The organism is Variovorax ureilyticus (assembly GCF_037889935.1).
In the GTDB taxonomy this organism is placed as follows: Bacteria; Pseudomonadota; Gammaproteobacteria; order Burkholderiales; family Burkholderiaceae_C; genus Variovorax; species Variovorax ureilyticus.
Genome location: NZ_JBBKZU010000020.1, coordinates 57,058 through 73,855, shown reverse-complemented (window position 1 = coordinate 73,855; position 16,798 = coordinate 57,058). Strand labels below are relative to the sequence as shown.

Genomic DNA, 16,798 nt, shown 5'->3' with positions numbered 1-16,798 from the left:
GGGGGGCGACGTCTCGGCGGGGGTGGTCATTCGGCGGGGAGGTAATCAGGGTTAACCCTGATTATCCGGGGAGCCGCTCCGATGGTGCCCGCACAAGGGCATTCCGGCGGAACTCTGTCGCATAGAACGACAGCGCGACCACCGCAAAGCCGCCTCCCAGCAGGCTCAGCCCGTTCCAGCCATGGAAGGCATAGACGGCTGCTGCCAGCCCGGAGGCCACAGCCGCGCACAGGAAGATGAAAGTGAGAAAGAGCCCGTTGAGCCGCCCGCGCAACTCGGGTGCAAGCACGTAGAGGCTCCGCAGGCTCAGCACATTGCAGAGCTGCACCGCGCCGTCGAGCAGGATGCCGGCCGCCACGAGAGCCGTCAGCGACCTGAAATGCACCCCGACGGCGCCCAGCGCGAAGGACAGCAGCGCGGCGGCCATGGCCCAGCCCGTGGCCGGCCGCGTCAGGCCCCGATCCGCCAGACGACCGGCCCAGGGCGCGGCGAGCGCTCCGGCGGCGCCCGCGAGCGCGAAGAGCGCAATGCCGGCTTGTCCCATGTCGAACTCGCGTGCGAGCGCCAGCGGCACGGCGGTCCAGAACGCCTGGAAGCCCGCGAACATCATCCCCTGGTAGAAGGCGCGGCGCCGCAGCAGCGGCGTGCGCCAGACGATGCCCGGCAGCGATGCCATCGTGCGCGCATAGCCGAACGATGCATGCGGCCGGCGCTGCGGGAGCGCCCGCCAGAGCACGACGGCGAGGACGGCCATCAGGACCGCGGAGATCGCAAACACCGCGCGCCACCCGAGCGCCGAGGCCACGACGCTGGAGAAAGGCCGCGCAAGCATGATGCCGGCCAGCAATCCCGCCATGATGTTGCCGACCACCTTGCCGCGCGTCGCTTCGGGCACCAGGTGCGAGGCCAGCGGAACCAGGACCTGCGCAGCCACCGCGCAGGTCCCGACCACGAAGGATGCGGCGAGAAAGGTTGCTGCGGAATTCGACAGCGCGATCCCTACCAGCCCCAGCACCGCGCCGGCCATCGCGAAGATGATCAGCCGGCGGTTCTCGACCACGTCGGCGAGTGGCACGAGCAGCAGCAGGCCGGTTCCGTAGCCCAGCTGGGTCAGAGTCATGATCAAGCCCGCAAGGCCCGCGTGGAGCTGCAGCGTCGCGGCGATCGGCCCGATCAGCGGTTGCGCGAAGTAGATGTTGGCGACGCAGAGGCCGCATGCCACGGCGAACAGGAGCGTGAGACTGGTGGAGAGTCCGGCGGGGGCGGGTGCGTGGGGATGCGACAAGACAGCTCTTTCGGTTTTCTTTAGGGGTTAACCCGAGGGCCCGGCACCTTAGCACTTCTGCCGTGGGCGTGCAGGGCGCCCCCGCCCGGCATACAGCGAATGGCGCATGGCTTGGCGCGGACGAAGCGGCCACACTGCGCGTGCGCCGTCCGTGGCGCATCCAGGACGAAAGGGGGCGGCTCGTGTCGAAGAACATCATCTTCTGCGCCGACGGCACATGGAACGGACTGGGGCATGGCGACGGCCAGGAGGTGCAGGCCGATGCCACCAACGTGCTGCGCCTGTTCGCCGCGCTCGACGGCGACGTCACCGCCGATTCGCTGCGCAAGCAGGACGAGCAGGAGAAGGTCGCTGCCGGTCCGGACGCCAAGGTCACGCAGATCGCCAAGTACCTGCATGGCGTGGGCGATTCGCAGAACGTCATCCGCAAGATCCTCGGCGGCGTGTTCGGCGAAGGCTTCATCGAACGCATCGTGCGCGGCTACACCTTCATCTCGCGCAACCATGCGCCGGGCGACCGCATCTACCTGGTCGGCTTCAGCCGTGGCGCCTACACGGTGCGCGCGCTGGCCGGGATGATCGCGAAGATGGGGCTGCTGCCGCAGGACGCGATGCGGGGCCAGGACGGCGCCTACGACCCCGCGAAGGCCTACAGGCTCGGCATCTTCGTATGGGCACGCCATCGAAAGCTGATGGGCAAGCAGAGCACGCTGCTCGGCTACCTGGAGGAATTCAAGTCCGAGGCGATCGACCTGAACCGCCTGGTGCAGAACGTCGGCATAGAGGCCGTCGCCGTCTGGGACACCGTCGGCGCGCTCGGGGTGCCGACCTACGACCTCGCCGATGCCTCGAAGGTCGACATCTTCGAATTCGCGGACCGGGCGCTGTCGGCCAAGGTGAAGGCCGGCTTCCACGCGCTCGCGATCGACGAGCAGCGCAGCGACTTCGAGCCGACCTTGTGGGACGACCGCGACGGCATCCAGCAGCGCTGGTTCGCCGGCGCGCATGCCGACGTCGGCGGCGGCTATCCGACCTGGGACCTGGCGACGCTGTCGTTCGACTGGATGATCGCGCGCCTGCAGGGCTGCGGCGTCGCGATTTCGCGGCAATACAAGGCGACCGAGCCCTTCGTCTTCGGACCGATTCACACGCCGTATCGCGATCCCCCCTTCGACATCCGGCCGCATGCGCCGCGCGTGCTTCCGGCCAACGCGCTGGTCCATCCGAGCGTGCAGGCCTACCTTGCCCAGTTCGCGGCCTACCAGCCGCCTGCGAATCTCGCGCCGTTGCTGAGCGGCCGGCAACTTGATCCGAGATTTGTCAAGGCGTAGGGAGTCGACGCCTCGAGGCGTCGACTGAGGTACTTTTCGGCAACTCCATCCTGAAGGGCATCTCAATGGCCAAGTACAAGTTCGTGAACACGCTGAGCTTCGGCGACATCTTCGTGCAGGCGTTGATCTGGGTCATCCTGATCGTGATCACCTTCGGGCTCGCCACGCCCTTCTTCGCCTACTACTTCTTGAAGCTGATCATCAACAACACCGAACTTCACGAGATCTGAATGACCCGGGGCGCAGAATCCATGACCATGAAGAAACTGATCACGGCGGCCCTGCTGGCCCTTGCCGGCCTGACGGGCTCGGGGACGGCCATGGCCCAGTGGCACAACAGCCCGCAGTTCGATCGAGATCTCCATTTCTGCAGCCGGAGCCACAACTTCGAGCGCTGCATGTGGGACCAGGGCTGGCAGCGCGGCCAGGGAAGGCGATGGGTGCGCCGCGGTCCGGGCCAGCACTGGCATCAGCCGCCACCGCCGAACTGGCACCAGCCGCCGCCCTCGCGGCGCAATCAGCCGAGGCTGAGCGACATGCAGCGGCGGGCCCTGGAGAACTGCAACTTCCTGCCGCCCGAGGATCAGCCGAGGTGCCGCGCCACTGTCTGGTCGACGGTGCGCTGAGGCCCGACGCCGGCGCGGGTCGGCGGCGGGCTGGGACAATGCAGGGAACACAGCGTTTCGAGTTCCCCCCAGATGATCGACAAGGATCGACCCAATCAACAGCTCGCCGCCATGCGCGTGAGCGTGGCGCCGATGATGGAAGATATCGAATCTCTTTGAATATCAACCACTTGCGGGGCTCCGTGAGTACGCCGCGAGTATGAGCACCGTTAGCTCTTGAGTTGTCAATCGCTCGGATATGCTCCTTGGCATGCCCGAAGCTGCCATTCCGAAACCCCCGACCGCCATCCAGTTGCTGGAGGGCCTGATCAAGACGCCTCTCTACACGCCTGTAGGCTTTGATGGAGATGCCGAGGCGCAGCTCCGAGCACTCAGGCTCACTGAGGAACGGTTTGATATGTACTGTCCCGGCTGCCAAGCGCCGGCTACATGGGCCACCGTTCCAACGCAAGAGGCTCAGGAGCTAAAAAAGAGAACCACATTGGTATCAGCGGCATCAGGTTCTGCAAGCGGGATGCGCGTCTACTGGTCTGGGCACTTCTCGCTTCGTGCGACCTGTACGCGGGGAAGACATCCACTGATCCTCTATTTTCAGACGACCGGCGGGCACCTTGAAAAGTCTGAGGTCAAGCTGACGAAGATGGGGCAGTATCCATCCATGAGCGACATTCAGATGGGGGACCTGAAAGAGCTCGGAGATGCCATGCCCAAAGAACTGCGTCGAGAGTTCGTGCAAGCCATCCACACGACAGCACATGGTTACTCGGTTGCAGCCTGCGTGTACTACCGGCGAGTCTTCGAGAAGGTCTTGGACGAGGCCAAGGCTGCACACATGCAAGCCGTCGGGATGAACGCTTGGCCTGAGTATGTGGCCGCCAAGACGCCGGAGCGAATCAAGATGCTGGCAGACCAACTACCCGAGTTCATGGTGGACAACGCTGCCCTTTACAGCATTCTCAGCGAAGGCGTGCATCAGCTAACTGAGGAACAGTGTGCCGAAGTTCTTCCTCTGCTTCGAGAATCCATTGAGATGATCTTGATGGAGCGCAAGGCGAAGTCTGACAAAGCAAAGAAGGCAGCCAAGCTTTCCTCGCTAATAGCTAAGTTCCCTAACAGCCGACCCACTGGAGGCTAGATAGCGCCAGACCCATCGGAAGGAGCGACCGCGCGTAGTACAGGCTCCTCCAAGACTTTCACACGCTCGGTACGCCTTGGTCGTGGCGGCTCTGCGATTTCATCGATGTGGACCTGCTGTGCCCATCCAGGTAGCGCGAGGTCCTTGACTGCAGTGCATCGAATATTGACTGCCTGAGCAAGCTTCGGAATATCTCCATCGCTGGAGACGATCAGGTCTACCGCGTGCACCTTGGCGAGCGCCACTATCTGGCGGTCTACCTTGACCTTCTGCCAAAGAGCGTCCCGACCGAGGGGCGCTCGCTTGTGTCCTCCAGCAGCCACGGCTGCCCGATCCATGAGTGCACATTCAGTGGCCGCCACATGATCGAAGCTGACAACCTCGATACGTCGGTTGTTTAGAAGCGCCTTGAGAATGGGCTGACCTGCGGGACCAGCACCTGCGATGTACTCGCCGACGACTTGGGCAGGGATGAGCAGCTTCCCATTGCTCTTGTCGATGTCCTCCAGAAGACCCTTCATCCGATCAGACCGGCTCCTTGGAGTACGCGGATCGAGGAGGTCGATCAAGGCGTTGCTATCGATGAGCGCCTTCATCAGTGGTCCTCCCGATGCTGCTTCTTCCATTCGGCGATTGGGTCGTCGACCTGATGCCAATGGTTATCGGGAACCTGCTGGAGGGATGCGAACAGACCTACCAGCGAGGTCGCGTCCGGTTCCTCGAACGAAAGCACTTCCATATCGCTGCAACTCCAATGGCCTTCCTCATCCCTCGTCCAAGTCGCATTACCGCTGAACTTCAGATCAGCGCCGAAGAGATGTTGGCCCAGCTTCCTTGCCTGTTCGCGACCCTTCACATTCACATCAACGAAAACGCCGTCAGGTGTTCGGATCTGCATGGGGACGGTTTCATCGCGGCCACCAATCTTTATGACTTGGCCAACGATCGTGCTCGCCTGATGCACCGTTTGAACAGGCTCAGGGGGTGCCTTGTTGATGGCGCCAGGGAAGTTGATAACGACGTTTCCCTGGTCGTTCTTGAGTTCGCCATGCCAACCCCTCTTCCCAAGGAACTCATCGATCCAGACCACCTTGTTGGCACCTGGGCCGTCATCGTTCTTCGCCCGTAGAAGCTGAACGTTGACTGCCTGGCGAACCGGGATTTCTACCTTGAGTTGAAGCTTGGCGCTGCCGTTCTTGAGGGCACCGAAATGCACCTTGTCCTTCGACCCCAGCAGATCGGCAAGCTTCTTCGCGAGCTCGGCAAAGTCATCCAGCGACAGCTTCCCCTTCGAGACGCCATGCACGTGAAGCTCGTATTGCCAGTCGAGGTGTTTCATGTCGGTTACCTTTCCCGATTCTGCCAGTAGGGCGCGCCTTCGAAGCCTACTTGAACACTGTAGTTTTATCCAGTATTCTTGGGGCATGGAAACCCCAGTCATCAACCTTCCCCAGAACGTGTGGATCGCTGCCTGCGCCCACGAACTGGCAAAGAGATGGAGGACGGTTGATCCAGTGCAGTTGGAGGGGGTGGCAGAGGACCTTGCCCACGACGAGCACCTCCGGGGGCTGCCTCCAGATCAGGCAGCCGTTGAATGGCTGCGCCCGATTTCAACGGGGAAGTAGGTCAACGATTCGCGGCTGCGACCCTGGCATTCAGGCGACGCATCACCTCGAATGCGATCTTGGTATATGTGCTTACAGGCAACCGCTCAATCTGGTTAGCAGTGAGGTTGGTTGAGGCTGCCAGTAGCGCAGCAACCTTCTGTGTAGACATCTGTGGGCCATATTCCTGGGCTATCGCCAGCGCCCTCTGCTGGGGGACGTCGAAGACCTCTATCCCGTCGAACTTCGTGACCCTGATCACTGGCATAGACATGGTGGCCTCCATTCAGCGAGGCTGGCGCGACAGGCCATAGGACGAGTTCATGGTCCTATCCATGCTGCCGCTGGAGAACATGGAGCGAACCTTCTGCTCGATGAAAACCGTGATCTGCTTGGACCCGTCTGCGTTGTCGCTGGAGGTCTGCGTCACCTCGGTGGTCTGGGCTGCGTTGTTGTTGATCGTGATATTCACCGGGGACGCGCTGACACCCAGATCGCCGGAGGCGTTCCTCTGCAGGGGAACCACTGCCTCAGGACCGGCCTCACCGGCCACAGCCAGACGACCAGCATTACGGAACATCGTGGGGCTGTTGAGGATGCCTCCACTCGCCATGAACTGGAGGCCTGCGAGATTCCATGCACCACCCTTGGCAAACGGGCTGCTGCTACTGGTTCCGCCGCCAAGGTAGGCGTCCCCAAACATCTTGAAGAACTTTTGGACCTGGTAATTCACGAGCGTTTTGGCCACCATCTTTACGAACGACTCAAAGAAGTCGCCCAACGCGAACTCAGCTTTTCCAAGCCCGTCGATGAGGTCCGACACGAACCCTGAAGTGAAGCTCTCACCGGCCTTTGCGAAGGCTTCGCCGATGCTCTCGGTCTGCTTCGTGATCTTGTCCACAGACTGCTGCATTTCTCCGGTGGTCGAGTTCATCTCGTTCACACCCTTGACAAATGCCCTGATGCTGATATCGCCCTTGGCAAAGGCATCCCACATCGCGATGGTGGACTTCTCGGCCTCGATGACAGCCCGATCAAATTTCCTCAGGCCCTCGATTGCTGCAAACGTTGGATCACCAAGAGACTTGATTTCGCCGATACGGTCACGCAGCTTCTCAGCCATGAGCATGGAACCTTTACCAGCGGTCTCCAGTTCATTGAGCTTGAATTCAAGGCCTTGTACAGCGGACTGCTGCTTACCGATGTCAAAGATAACCTCTTCCAGTTTCCGCAGTTCCGCAACCGCGGCAGAGACAGGCATGATGGCCTCAGACAAACCCTGGATGTACTTGAACTGGGCAGAGCCTTCCTGACCCATGGCCTTGAGTCGTGCGAGTTCCATCTCAAGGACAATCAGCTTGTCGATATCAAGGCCTACAGATTCATTGGCTTTGACCAGCCCCTTGTTGACCGCTTCAATCCAGGCAGTCCAAGTATCTTGAAGTTCCTTGACCGCCTTCTTTGCACCGGAAGCACCAGCAGTAAAAGCCTTGAATGGATTCTCTTTAAGACCTGACGGCTTTGTAGGACCAACAAAAGCAGGCGAGGTGTAGTTGTATTCGAGCTGTTTTTGAAGCGCTTCATTGGTGGCCAAGGTTGCTTCACGCAGTTCCTTCTGCCGCACCAACTCACTGTAGGCAACTGATGTAGTGTTGCCAGAGCTATTCAACTGGGCGATCTTCTGGTTCATCCCCTCGATCGCCTTGACATCGGCCTCAATCGACTTCTTGATGTTCTCCAGTGGAGTGCCTGCCATGGTCTGCCAGATAGTGGTCAAGGTCCCAGACCACAGACCCCATTTTTGGATGTTGTTGACCAGCGCAGTAGACAAGTCGGCGAGTGGGCCGATCAGGTAGGAATAGATCGTGTTGCCGATTGTCTTCAGGTTCAGCGACAGACGGTCGAGGTTGTCCCTGAATTCAGCCGTGGACTTGACCACGTCATCACGCAAGACGGCCCCCATCTTGTCTGCATTGTTCATCAGCAGGCGAATAGCTTCAGACCCTTGACTCAGGAACTGCGCCATCTGCGGACCAGCTGCCTTACCGAATAGCTCGATCGCCACTCTCTGCTTCTGCGCAGCATCACCGAACTGGCTGAACCCATCTGCCAGTTTCATCATGGCATCAAGCGGGCTGTCTGCTCCACTGATACCAAACAGACGCAGCCGCTGGGAGACCTTCGACGTCGCATCGTCCACATTGGCCAGCTTAGGGACGAGCGAGTTAAGCGCGGCGTCCATCTTCTCAACGCCAGTACCACCAAGAATGGCGGCTGCTTGCAATGCCTGCAAGTCTTCAGCAGTGATGCCAAGTTGTTCCGAGGCGTCTGCCAACTCATCGACCGCCTTCGACATTTCAAGAATGGCGGCGGCGGTGTCCTTCAGTGCACCGATACCTGCTTCCATGATCTTGAACACACCGAAGCCGGCAGCTAGCTTCGTGAGCCCACCGACAAGGCCATCGAACGTTGAACTCATTTTCCCAACACTACTGTTGAGATTGTTCATCCCCTTATCAATACCCTTCAACGACTCAGTGGCCTTATTGATATTGGTCAGCGCCTTGGAAATATCCAAGGTCCATGTGGTAACCAGATTCTCGGTAATGTCGACCATGGCCGTATTCCTTTCTTAACGACGCCGGGAGCTGGAACGTGCACCCGGCCTGATGACCAGATACGCTGTGCCATAGTCATTCTTTTCACCAGGAACAGCGAACCTTCGAGTCGTGTTCACACTGACCCTGAACCCGACGAGGTACCTGGATTGAGAAGCTACTTTGGCAGCAACTTTCATGAAACCCGGAAGCTTGCTATTTGCCACCTTCCTGTTAGTCACAGTGGCATAGGGCACGTTCTCAGGGAGCAACATCAACTTTGAATCAGCAGAGAACTGGATGTTCTTGCCCATGGTATTGAGATTGACGTTCTCTCCCCTGTTCGTCATGACCCAATGCCAATTGCCCATCGAAGACAACGTACCACTACGACGCGTGGTCTTGTTATTAATGGCCGCCACCAGTGCACGCTCAACATCGCGCAGGGCTTGACGCGAAAGTACCTGACCAAAGCGGAGCACAGCTTTCCTGTTGACTTCTAGCAATGACCTACCGGCAGTGCCATCGACCACAGTGAAGTTCAACGAGTTACCCATCTTCTCTTGGGCCTGAGCACCTGCCATTGCAGTTGTGATGAGTTCAGCCCGCAAGCCTTTGGTAAGGAATGCCGCAGTCGCCTTCGACATTGGCGTATCACCTGGATAGGTGTACTTGATCGTTTGCGTGGTGTTCCGCGCTAACTGAAGATCAGCCATGACAATCAACCAGCAGCCGTGTATCCGTGACCACCAAGAACAGACAGAAGCTCGTCGCGCAGTTGAGCCTCCGCAGAAGCCGGAATGTTCATGGCGTTGAGCATGGCCGTGAACCGCACAAAGGTTTCCTTGGCCTGTATCACCTGTTCCTGCTGCCCGCGCTTCAGCCAGTACGCCGAGGTATTCATTGGGTCTGCATCTATGGCCGCCATCTGTTCTGGTTGCGGGCCGACGTAACCACGAAGCGTGTCCAACGAGTCAACGGCATGAGTCGGCGGTGCACCGAAGTCTCTCTGGCCAACACCATTGAGCGGGTCATATGGGGTTCTCATGATTGAACCGCCTTCTCAATGCAAGTGAAACAAGCAGCCGCATCCAGCCCTTGCTGAATGACTTCATTGACAATAGCCTCCACCTTGTCTTCCGATGGTTCACGGTTCATGGACCGAAGGCACATCTCCGCATGACGTCTCAATGCTGGTTTGAGGTCACGAGCCATCTCCATCTTCATGAACAAGCTGAGGCGGTCCTGATCGATCGGAATTGTTTCCATGGTCTTGCTCCAGTAGGAATGGTTCGAAGTTGTGGCGGCCGTTGAATGCCAGTTGCTTGACCTCTGCAGGGGTGAGTCGCAGCTGCATGGAACTGGATTCCTCATCCAGCGATGGGTCGTGAAAGGCAAGCATTTGGCCGATCAAGAAGCCCTGAGTGGTGGCCTCCATTCGTTCCTCATGGGGCATGCCCAGGATCACGCGTTCATCGTCTGTGAACATGAACAATTGGCCCGTGACCTTCATCTCATGGAGAAGGCGGACGAACTGATCTGGCGGGAGATACAGAAGCTCCTGGACGTAGCGAGCCAGGAGGTATGCGACCAGGGTAGTCGGGCCTGCGATCGCTACACGCTGTTTAGCAGCCGTGGACAGTGGTCCTTGGGGCACGACATGACCCATCAAGAAAGCACAGGAAGTTGCCCCGCTCTCGATGCCCACCAACGCACGACCCAGACCCTTGACCAGATTCAGCTTATCGGTTTGCCTGAGATAGAACGCTATTGCACCGAACTCGTCTTTCAGATGGAGCGGTGCAAAGTAGCCCATGTGCGCTGCACGGTCCAACAGTGACGCTGATCTGTGTCTGGCGGTCAGCATGCGGCTGTTCGGGTTCGAGGTGTATCGCAACACACTGAGCAGCGCATCAGGCCCTACTGCCTTGACCGCTTCATCAGCCAACGCGGTACGAAACTTCTCGAATAGCTCGAAGGATTTGAGCATGGCCGAAATCATGTTCGACTGCCTGTGCCTGCGAGAATTGATTCCACTGCACCACGCAATAGATCGCAAGCGTCAATGAAACTTGATTTGCCTAGCAGCGTAGCAGCAAGGGCTTGATCCTTTACTTCATTAATCGCAGCTCGATGAACTTGTCCGTGGGATTGCAGGATCTTTTCCTCCCGCTGATCCAAAGCCTTCCTCACAGTTTCGTAGATAACTTCCACTTGGGCCTTTGTAATGCCAGTGGAGGCCACGGGAGCTTTGAAAGCCTTGAGCCTTTTATCGAATTCCAATTGCTGGGCTGCTAACATGGCCTGGTCCTTCCGCAATTGTTCTACTTGGGTAGTGATAGCGGTCATGATGCGGGTCCATTCTTGGCATAGTAGGAATTCAAACGAGCCGACAAATCATTTAGTTCTTTATTGCCAAGAGAGATGGCTGTTTCCACCACACCATTGGCAAGAACCGAGGCAGGAGTTTGCCTTGACAATTGAAGCAGGGCAGTGAGATATTTCAACCTGTTCTTGACATGACTCATTTCACAGGCATTGGCAACTCGGAATTTCTTTTCCTTGAGCACGTCCACTTTCCGCTGTGCCAGGACGATGCTCTCATCGAGATATTTCTGAAGCGCATTGGCCTCCACGCTTTCACCAGCGCGAGAGGCAGACCTCACCAGCCGTGCAGCCATTGCATAAGAGGAATTGCTATCCTCGATAGGCGCACCGGATTTAATGTGCTCGACGCAGCTGCGGAGAATTGTCAATTGAGCTTCGACGGCATGAATAGCGTCTGTGACTTTGGCTAGACGTTCGGTGCCTTCTCGTGGAATATCCTCAAGCTCAGATGGAACTGAGAATTGAGCCAGGGCCACCATTGACGATTGCAAAGACGCAAGGCCTTTTCCAATCTGAACTGTAGGACAAACTACCTCGATCGCTGCATAGCGATCATCAGTTAGATTGAGGTATGTTTTCAGCCTGTCGAGTTCGCGGGCTGCTTGGCCCAGTGTGGGAGTCATTTCTTTGACTCCTTGACCTTGATACCCTGGGCCGCCAACTGACGGGTGATTTGTTCAATTGAATCGGGTGGTGGTCGCCATTCTTCACACCGAGGAACATACTGGGCGATTTGTTTAGTGCGAATCAAGTCCATTGAATTAGCTCCTTAATTACCAGGAGCCGCGCTGTTCAATTAGACAAGAAGCACTGGCTCCAATAGGCCATTAAACTGGTGGGCCTATAGAAGCACTATGTGCTTTTAGGCTGGCAAAAGGAGCTGCCCTTGGAACAATACTGCAACGTTTGGTTAAAAGAATTAGGGGGGGGGTGCAATTGGGTCGACTTGACAAAATTTCGAGAGTCATTGGTCAATGATCCAATTTGACCTATTTATGATCCCCTGCGATCCAGATTGATGTGGTCTCCATCTGTCTTAACCTTGTCGCAATCCTCATTGATCGACTTTTGGCTTAATACTGGATATTTGGCAGCTGCCTGGGTCAAATCGGAAATCGATAAACAAGAAAAAATTCGAGAGAACGGGCGATGTGCCCCCACCCCCCTCTCGACTGGAGAAGACCCCCCGGGGCTTGGCAAAATGTGCGGTGCCAGTGGTACTGTGAGTGATAATGATTCTCGACTTGCTTAACGCGAGTGCATGCAAATCGTTGCACTGCTAGGCGAGTATTGAATGCGCAGACATGGCAATAGCCGAGCGATATTCAATTAACGTGATTGCGAATACGAACTTCGAATATGTTGAGTTCTATTCACGGTGTAGCCATCGACAGCCGATCTTCGCCTTGGACCCCTGTCATTAACCAATCATTGCTTTGGCCCATTCACGCGCTTGTCTTGTGGCAATAGCACGAGCGGATTGATTCACAACAGGAGGTGGCTTCTTCTCTCGCTTTGGCTTGGGTGCTTGAACCACTGACGGTGGTACAGGTACACCATGTCGAACCTTCTCAGTGAACACAGGTCTATTGGAACCTATGAAGTCGTCAGGTCTTGGACACCACGAATTGAACTTCAACCGATCAGGCTGAAGCATCTGAGATGCCTCGGTGTAATCAAGATGAGCGGCGAACCAGAAGACAGTGGCACTGGACGAACGCTCGATGATGAGGGGACGTGTATAAGCCATGCCAACGTTATGCCATGCATGCATAAGGAAGTACACAGGGCAGGGTGGTCTGTGGGGCGATGAAGTCCTAGGGCAGCTTCGATGCCTAGGGCAGACCATCCGTGAGCACCTGGACCATCGTGGCAGGAACCAGGGGCGTCCTGGAGCGGCAGGGACAACCAGGGGGAGCAGGGTAATGTTACTTATAGGAACATTAAGCCTGTGGTCTGTAGCGCTTAAGGCCTCCATTTTATTAGGAAGTTTTATCGGTCCCTAGAGAATTACCTGATACCCAATAGCCACGCACCCATCCTCCGTTTCACTACGGAGGGGATGGTGGGATGAGTGGGGGCCTCTTATCAGGTACTACCCAATAAAATATCGGGTACTACCCAATAAAATCTCAATTAGGTTTCCTGACGCAAGCCTCATATGCCAAAAGGCCTTCGGCTGTGAGAGTGATCCTGGCGCCCTTATTCTTGCCAGAATCAGTGACCAGCTTCCTGCTAACCATATCCTCAATCACCTTTCGATTAAGTAAGGTCTTGGTTGTGATACCAAGCTCTTCAGCGATCGCGGTCTTGGTTGAACTATGGTCAGTTTGAGCGTGGAGGTGCTTCAGAACCCGTTGGACATCCGGGGTCAATTCCCCAAACTCTGGATCAATAATGGCGGCCTCCGGTTCATGACGTTCAAAGATATAGGAATTGCTACGACGCTTCAATTTGAGTTGAGCTTTACCTCTACGATGCAAGGAACCTCGAGCAGATTCCCAGGTGTAGATCAAATCCTCATTTGCATTGGGTTCGCTTTGAGGGATCAACGTGGTGACGCCTCGAATAAGATCGCCTTTGGTACTCGATCCAATGGCGGCATATTGATGGTCTTGGTTGACAGACTGTCCCGTATGGTCGAGAACAATGGCATAGCTGCCTTTGAAAGCCGGATGATTGATGAGCTTGCTAATCTCACCCAGACCAACGATCTGCGCGCTTTCACTCATTGAATCGGAGGAAATCCAATGGCGGTTAGTGTCGAACACGAACAATGCCATTGATCTATGTTCGAAGGCCTCGATTATATTTTTAATTAATTTGGTAGGCGTGGCTGATTTGAAATCCGTCTTCACCAAAGCGTTGGTCTTCAACTGAAGGTCTGGGTGCAGGGTCGAAATCAGTATTAGACCCTTTTTGACCCGCTTTCGATCAGTCGCTGAGAGCATGAGCGCCTGCATCTGGTAATTCACTGCAAGCAGCAAATCTTCGAGCGTATCCTCTTTGGAAAAATAGACCACATCGCCTTCGATAATATCCAGGCCAAAAAACTCTCTGCCAAGAACATGGTGGATGGCTAGCTGCAATAGAAATGTCGTCTTACCTGTCCCTCCTTTGGCGACAAGAGACGCGAGCTCACCGACATTGAAGAATCCAGGTACGGCAGGAGTTGGAGGCCTGGGTTTAGTCCGCATCAACTGCGGAGCCGCCTTCAGTCGCTCGACATCAGACATTTCCCCGTCGTCGTCGTCATCGGCCTCCACATCGTCGTCATTGTTATGCGGGTCGTCTTCCGGGTGGTCTTCATACCACTGGGCCAGGAATCTGGGCTTCCATCCGTCATCATTCAAATTTGCGAGTTTGAATAAAATGGCGGCCTTAACACCACCGGGTGTCTGATAACTTAACCACTTGGTCCACAGGCCGTCCTCGTCATACACATCTTGATCTTGACGGCACCATTCAAGAAATTGGTTGAATGCTTCCAAGCTCAATTCTTGACTGACACCATAACCCGTGGCATCTACAAAGGCGAAACCTAGATCAGTGAACTTGTCATGGTTCCATTGAGTGATGATTGTCTTATCATCTATATCAGGCCACTTAAGTTCGCCGGTCGCTGGGATAGCCTTCAATGCAGCATAGGCCTCTGCTCGCTGCATTGACGATCTGAAGTAAAGAGGCTTCTCATCTGGGTCAAGGTTAACCGCACTGGCTTCCAGATCTTTAAGGCGCTTGGTTTTGATCGAAGCTTGCTCGACCTTCCATCGCATTAAAAGTTCACTAGGCAGCTCCGGGATATTTTGCCAGTCGCCGACCCATCCGTAGGCCAAGCCTGTATCAGGATGGCGTGATGGAGGCAACACATCTTGGCGGCCATAGCCAGCACGTAGCTCAATGATGGGACGCTTTTTGTCTGCACCCATAACTGGCAAATAGCGAAGATCGACACCATCAGGAACCCGGTACAAAAGCTTTGCCCTGTTCTTGCGTCCGCTGTCAATCTTCACTGACCTTGGATCATTGAGGAACTTGTCGATGTCGATCTGATGGCTTTTGAAATAGACACGGGCCATCATCAAATCGTCCAGGTCAATGCAGCAAGTGCCGCTGGGACCATGATGCAGGCCAACACCGAACCCTTTGAACTTATGAGGCGGTGCTGTCTCTCTATGCTGCCACCTTCGTTCAAGTGCTGCCTTGGTCCCAAATACAAGGCGAATAGCATGGAGGCCAGCCATCATGTAGCTTCTCGCTGCATCTTCGACACTGGTCGTTGAATCAATTGGGCCAAATTGTGGCATCATATATTCGCCTCATTGACAATGGGGTGATGGAGTTCATGGTAAACCTGCTCAAAGCCCCGGTCATTAATTTGGTCGGGGCTTTTTTATTTAACCCGCTTGTGTATTAGGGTTGTCCAGATGAGGAACAACATCCTCTTTCCACTTGATGAGTCCGATCTGTTTCACCGCCACTCTTGCGAAGCGCTTGCCTAATGGTGTCAGTGACCAGCGATCAAAGTCATGGACCTGCATACCTGCTGCCTCCAGCATTTGATTTAATTCCCTGGCTCGGCGGGGTGGCGTCATTCGTCTTCCGAGCTTCGTGACGGTGAAGTAAATGGTCATGGCACCTTGGCCTTCTTCGCAAACGCTCCCAATTTCGTTTTGGGCTTGGCAGCTGCGGGCTTTGCTTTCAGCAATTCAACGACTGCTGATCCTTTCCATTTATTCATTCCTCCAGGGCCAATGGAAATGAATACACAGAACTGCGACCCAAGTTTGGTCGCACGCCATACACCAGCTTCATCCTTTACATGAAGCCCCGCGGCCTCCAGTCGCGCATTCACTTCCTGTGCGGTCAGTGGCGGGTCGAACAATTTCCCAATACCCGTGGCAGTGTCATAGGCGACCGTTTCAGCACTTGATTTCATGATGCATATCCTTCCAATTCAATGGCCCGTTCCACGGACCAACCACGATAAAGCCTGCGATATACGGTGCTATAAGAAATACCTGTAGCTTCAATGAGAGCAGGTAAACGAACTCGCACACCCAGACATTTGACCCAGACAGTCAATCTAGTATTTCTGCACTGTTCCTTACGTGTCGCCCAACGACAATTCCCAGGCTCATAGTTGCCGTTGTTATCAAGACGTTCAATAGTTAGACCAGCAGGCCGATGGCCCATATCTTCAAGGAAATTTTCAAAGCTATGCCAGCGATCACAAATAGTAATCCCACGACCTCCATAAAACGGATAATTTGAATAACCTTTGGCGTAGCACCTACTCATCATGGACTTCCATGTTTTGTATGTTCTATTGCCTCGGCTACAACCATGAGTCTTGGATCTCTTGGAAGTAATTTCTCGATTCAAACAGCCACAGGATTTTGAATTGCCGTTTATAAGATTGGCTTTAGTAACATGGGCCACTGATCCACAAGAGCATTTACACATATACAGTACACGTGTATGTGAAGCCTTATTTGGATTGGCATATACCTCGACCACGGTCAGTCGACCAAATATAGACCCAGGCGAAATATCTGTTCCCCTCATGCTGCAACTCCTTTCTTGGTCTTCTTGGCACCACCAGTGGAGGTCTGTTGTTCATGCCATCTGGCCTCCAGTAATCGCATAACAGCCGTTGATTCAATTGACTTCGCCAGACCAGACGGTGAGAAGCATGGACATTGATTCGGGTCAAAATTCAATTGTTCTGGGTCCAAGCCTAAAGTTCGAGCACGGGTCCTGGCTTGTGCTTCGCGGTTGTACCGGCCAATGGCCTCAATTTCATTTGCAGTGTGGCTCATATAAAGATTA

General features: G+C 55.6%; 19 protein-coding genes. 4 read left to right on the top strand and 15 right to left on the bottom strand.

Annotation, left to right across the window (positions count from 1 at the left end; translation table 11 throughout):
- Positions 1 to 61: 61 nt before the first annotated feature.
- The gene (locus WKW77_RS30715) at positions 62 to 1,285 is read right to left on the bottom strand and encodes an MFS transporter (RefSeq protein WP_340360678.1); all 1,224 of its coding nucleotides are present in this window, start codon (positions 1,283 to 1,285) and stop codon (positions 62 to 64) included.
- 182 nt (positions 1,286 to 1,467) lie between these two features.
- Here WKW77_RS30715 and WKW77_RS30710 point away from each other — a divergent pair, with 182 nt between their 5' ends.
- The 4 genes from WKW77_RS30710 (at position 1,468) to WKW77_RS30695 (ending at position 4,377) form a co-directional block, all read left to right on the top strand.
- Positions 1,468 to 2,616 carry a DUF2235 domain-containing protein gene (locus tag WKW77_RS30710; protein WP_340360677.1) on the top strand — a complete coding sequence of 383 codons (1,149 nt, stop codon included), beginning with the start codon at positions 1,468 to 1,470 and terminating at the stop codon, positions 2,614 to 2,616.
- A gap of 65 nt (positions 2,617 to 2,681) precedes the next feature.
- Positions 2,682 to 2,846 carry a DUF6693 family protein gene (locus WKW77_RS30705; protein ID WP_340360676.1) on the top strand — a complete coding sequence of 55 codons (165 nt, stop codon included), beginning with the start codon at positions 2,682 to 2,684 and terminating at the stop codon, positions 2,844 to 2,846.
- A 27-nt stretch (positions 2,847 to 2,873) separates the two neighbouring features.
- Positions 2,874 to 3,242 (top strand): hypothetical protein, encoded by a 369-nt coding sequence (locus WKW77_RS30700; RefSeq protein ID WP_340360675.1) that lies wholly within the window; start codon positions 2,874 to 2,876, stop codon positions 3,240 to 3,242.
- A 250-nt stretch (positions 3,243 to 3,492) separates the two neighbouring features.
- Positions 3,493 to 4,377 (top strand): hypothetical protein, encoded by an 885-nt coding sequence (locus WKW77_RS30695; protein ID WP_340360674.1) that lies wholly within the window; start codon positions 3,493 to 3,495, stop codon positions 4,375 to 4,377.
- On the opposite strand, the gene WKW77_RS30690 is transcribed toward WKW77_RS30695, so the two are convergent.
- The 14 genes from WKW77_RS30690 to WKW77_RS30625 form a co-directional block, all read right to left on the bottom strand.
- Positions 4,374 to 4,973 carry a type II toxin-antitoxin system VapC family toxin gene (locus tag WKW77_RS30690; protein WP_340360673.1) on the bottom strand — a complete coding sequence of 200 codons (600 nt, stop codon included), beginning with the start codon at positions 4,971 to 4,973 and terminating at the stop codon, positions 4,374 to 4,376. The genes WKW77_RS30695 and WKW77_RS30690 overlap by 4 nt on opposite strands.
- On the bottom strand, positions 4,973 to 5,716 hold the full coding sequence (locus WKW77_RS30685; RefSeq protein WP_340360672.1) for a hypothetical protein: 744 nt from the start codon (positions 5,714 to 5,716) through the stop codon (positions 4,973 to 4,975). The genes WKW77_RS30690 and WKW77_RS30685 overlap by 1 nt, the downstream gene beginning before the upstream one ends.
- Positions 5,717 to 6,003: 287 nt before the next feature.
- Positions 6,004 to 6,255 (bottom strand): hypothetical protein, encoded by a 252-nt coding sequence (locus WKW77_RS30680; protein WP_340360671.1) that lies wholly within the window; start codon positions 6,253 to 6,255, stop codon positions 6,004 to 6,006.
- A gap of 12 nt (positions 6,256 to 6,267) precedes the next feature.
- On the bottom strand, positions 6,268 to 8,598 hold the full coding sequence (locus tag WKW77_RS30675) for a hypothetical protein (protein WP_340360670.1): 2,331 nt from the start codon (positions 8,596 to 8,598) through the stop codon (positions 6,268 to 6,270).
- A 15-nt stretch (positions 8,599 to 8,613) separates the two neighbouring features.
- The gene (locus tag WKW77_RS30670) at positions 8,614 to 9,294 is read right to left on the bottom strand and encodes a hypothetical protein (RefSeq protein WP_340360669.1); all 681 of its coding nucleotides are present in this window, start codon (positions 9,292 to 9,294) and stop codon (positions 8,614 to 8,616) included.
- A 5-nt stretch (positions 9,295 to 9,299) separates the two neighbouring features.
- Positions 9,300 to 9,626, bottom strand: a complete 327-nt coding sequence (locus WKW77_RS30665; protein WP_340360668.1) for a hypothetical protein — start codon at positions 9,624 to 9,626, stop codon at positions 9,300 to 9,302.
- Positions 9,627 to 9,782: 156 nt separating this feature from the next.
- The gene (locus tag WKW77_RS30660) at positions 9,783 to 10,568 is read right to left on the bottom strand and encodes a hypothetical protein (RefSeq protein WP_340360667.1); all 786 of its coding nucleotides are present in this window, start codon (positions 10,566 to 10,568) and stop codon (positions 9,783 to 9,785) included.
- 8 nt (positions 10,569 to 10,576) lie between these two features.
- Positions 10,577 to 10,927, bottom strand: a complete 351-nt coding sequence (locus WKW77_RS30655) for a hypothetical protein (protein ID WP_340360666.1) — start codon at positions 10,925 to 10,927, stop codon at positions 10,577 to 10,579.
- A complete protein-coding gene (locus tag WKW77_RS30650) occupies positions 10,924 to 11,589 on the bottom strand; it encodes a hypothetical protein (RefSeq protein WP_340360665.1) in 666 nt (221 codons plus the stop codon). Before WKW77_RS30650 ends, WKW77_RS30655 begins: the two co-directional genes overlap by 4 nt.
- Complete coding sequence (locus WKW77_RS30645; RefSeq protein WP_340360664.1) at positions 11,586 to 11,723, bottom strand: hypothetical protein; 138 nt, start codon at positions 11,721 to 11,723, stop codon at positions 11,586 to 11,588. The genes WKW77_RS30650 and WKW77_RS30645 overlap by 4 nt, the downstream gene beginning before the upstream one ends.
- Positions 11,724 to 13,098: 1,375 nt before the next feature.
- Entirely contained in the window at positions 13,099 to 15,276 is a 2,178-nt protein-coding gene (locus WKW77_RS30640) for an AAA family ATPase (RefSeq protein ID WP_340360663.1), read from the bottom strand.
- 87 nt (positions 15,277 to 15,363) lie between these two features.
- Complete coding sequence (locus WKW77_RS30635; RefSeq protein ID WP_340360662.1) at positions 15,364 to 15,600, bottom strand: hypothetical protein; 237 nt, start codon at positions 15,598 to 15,600, stop codon at positions 15,364 to 15,366.
- Positions 15,597 to 15,905, bottom strand: coding sequence for a hypothetical protein (locus WKW77_RS30630; RefSeq protein WP_340360661.1), 309 nt, complete (start codon positions 15,903 to 15,905; stop codon positions 15,597 to 15,599). The genes WKW77_RS30635 and WKW77_RS30630 overlap by 4 nt, the downstream gene beginning before the upstream one ends.
- Positions 15,906 to 16,530: 625 nt before the next feature.
- Entirely contained in the window at positions 16,531 to 16,788 is a 258-nt protein-coding gene (locus tag WKW77_RS30625) for a hypothetical protein (protein ID WP_340360660.1), read from the bottom strand.
- Positions 16,789 to 16,798 lie beyond the last annotated feature (10 nt).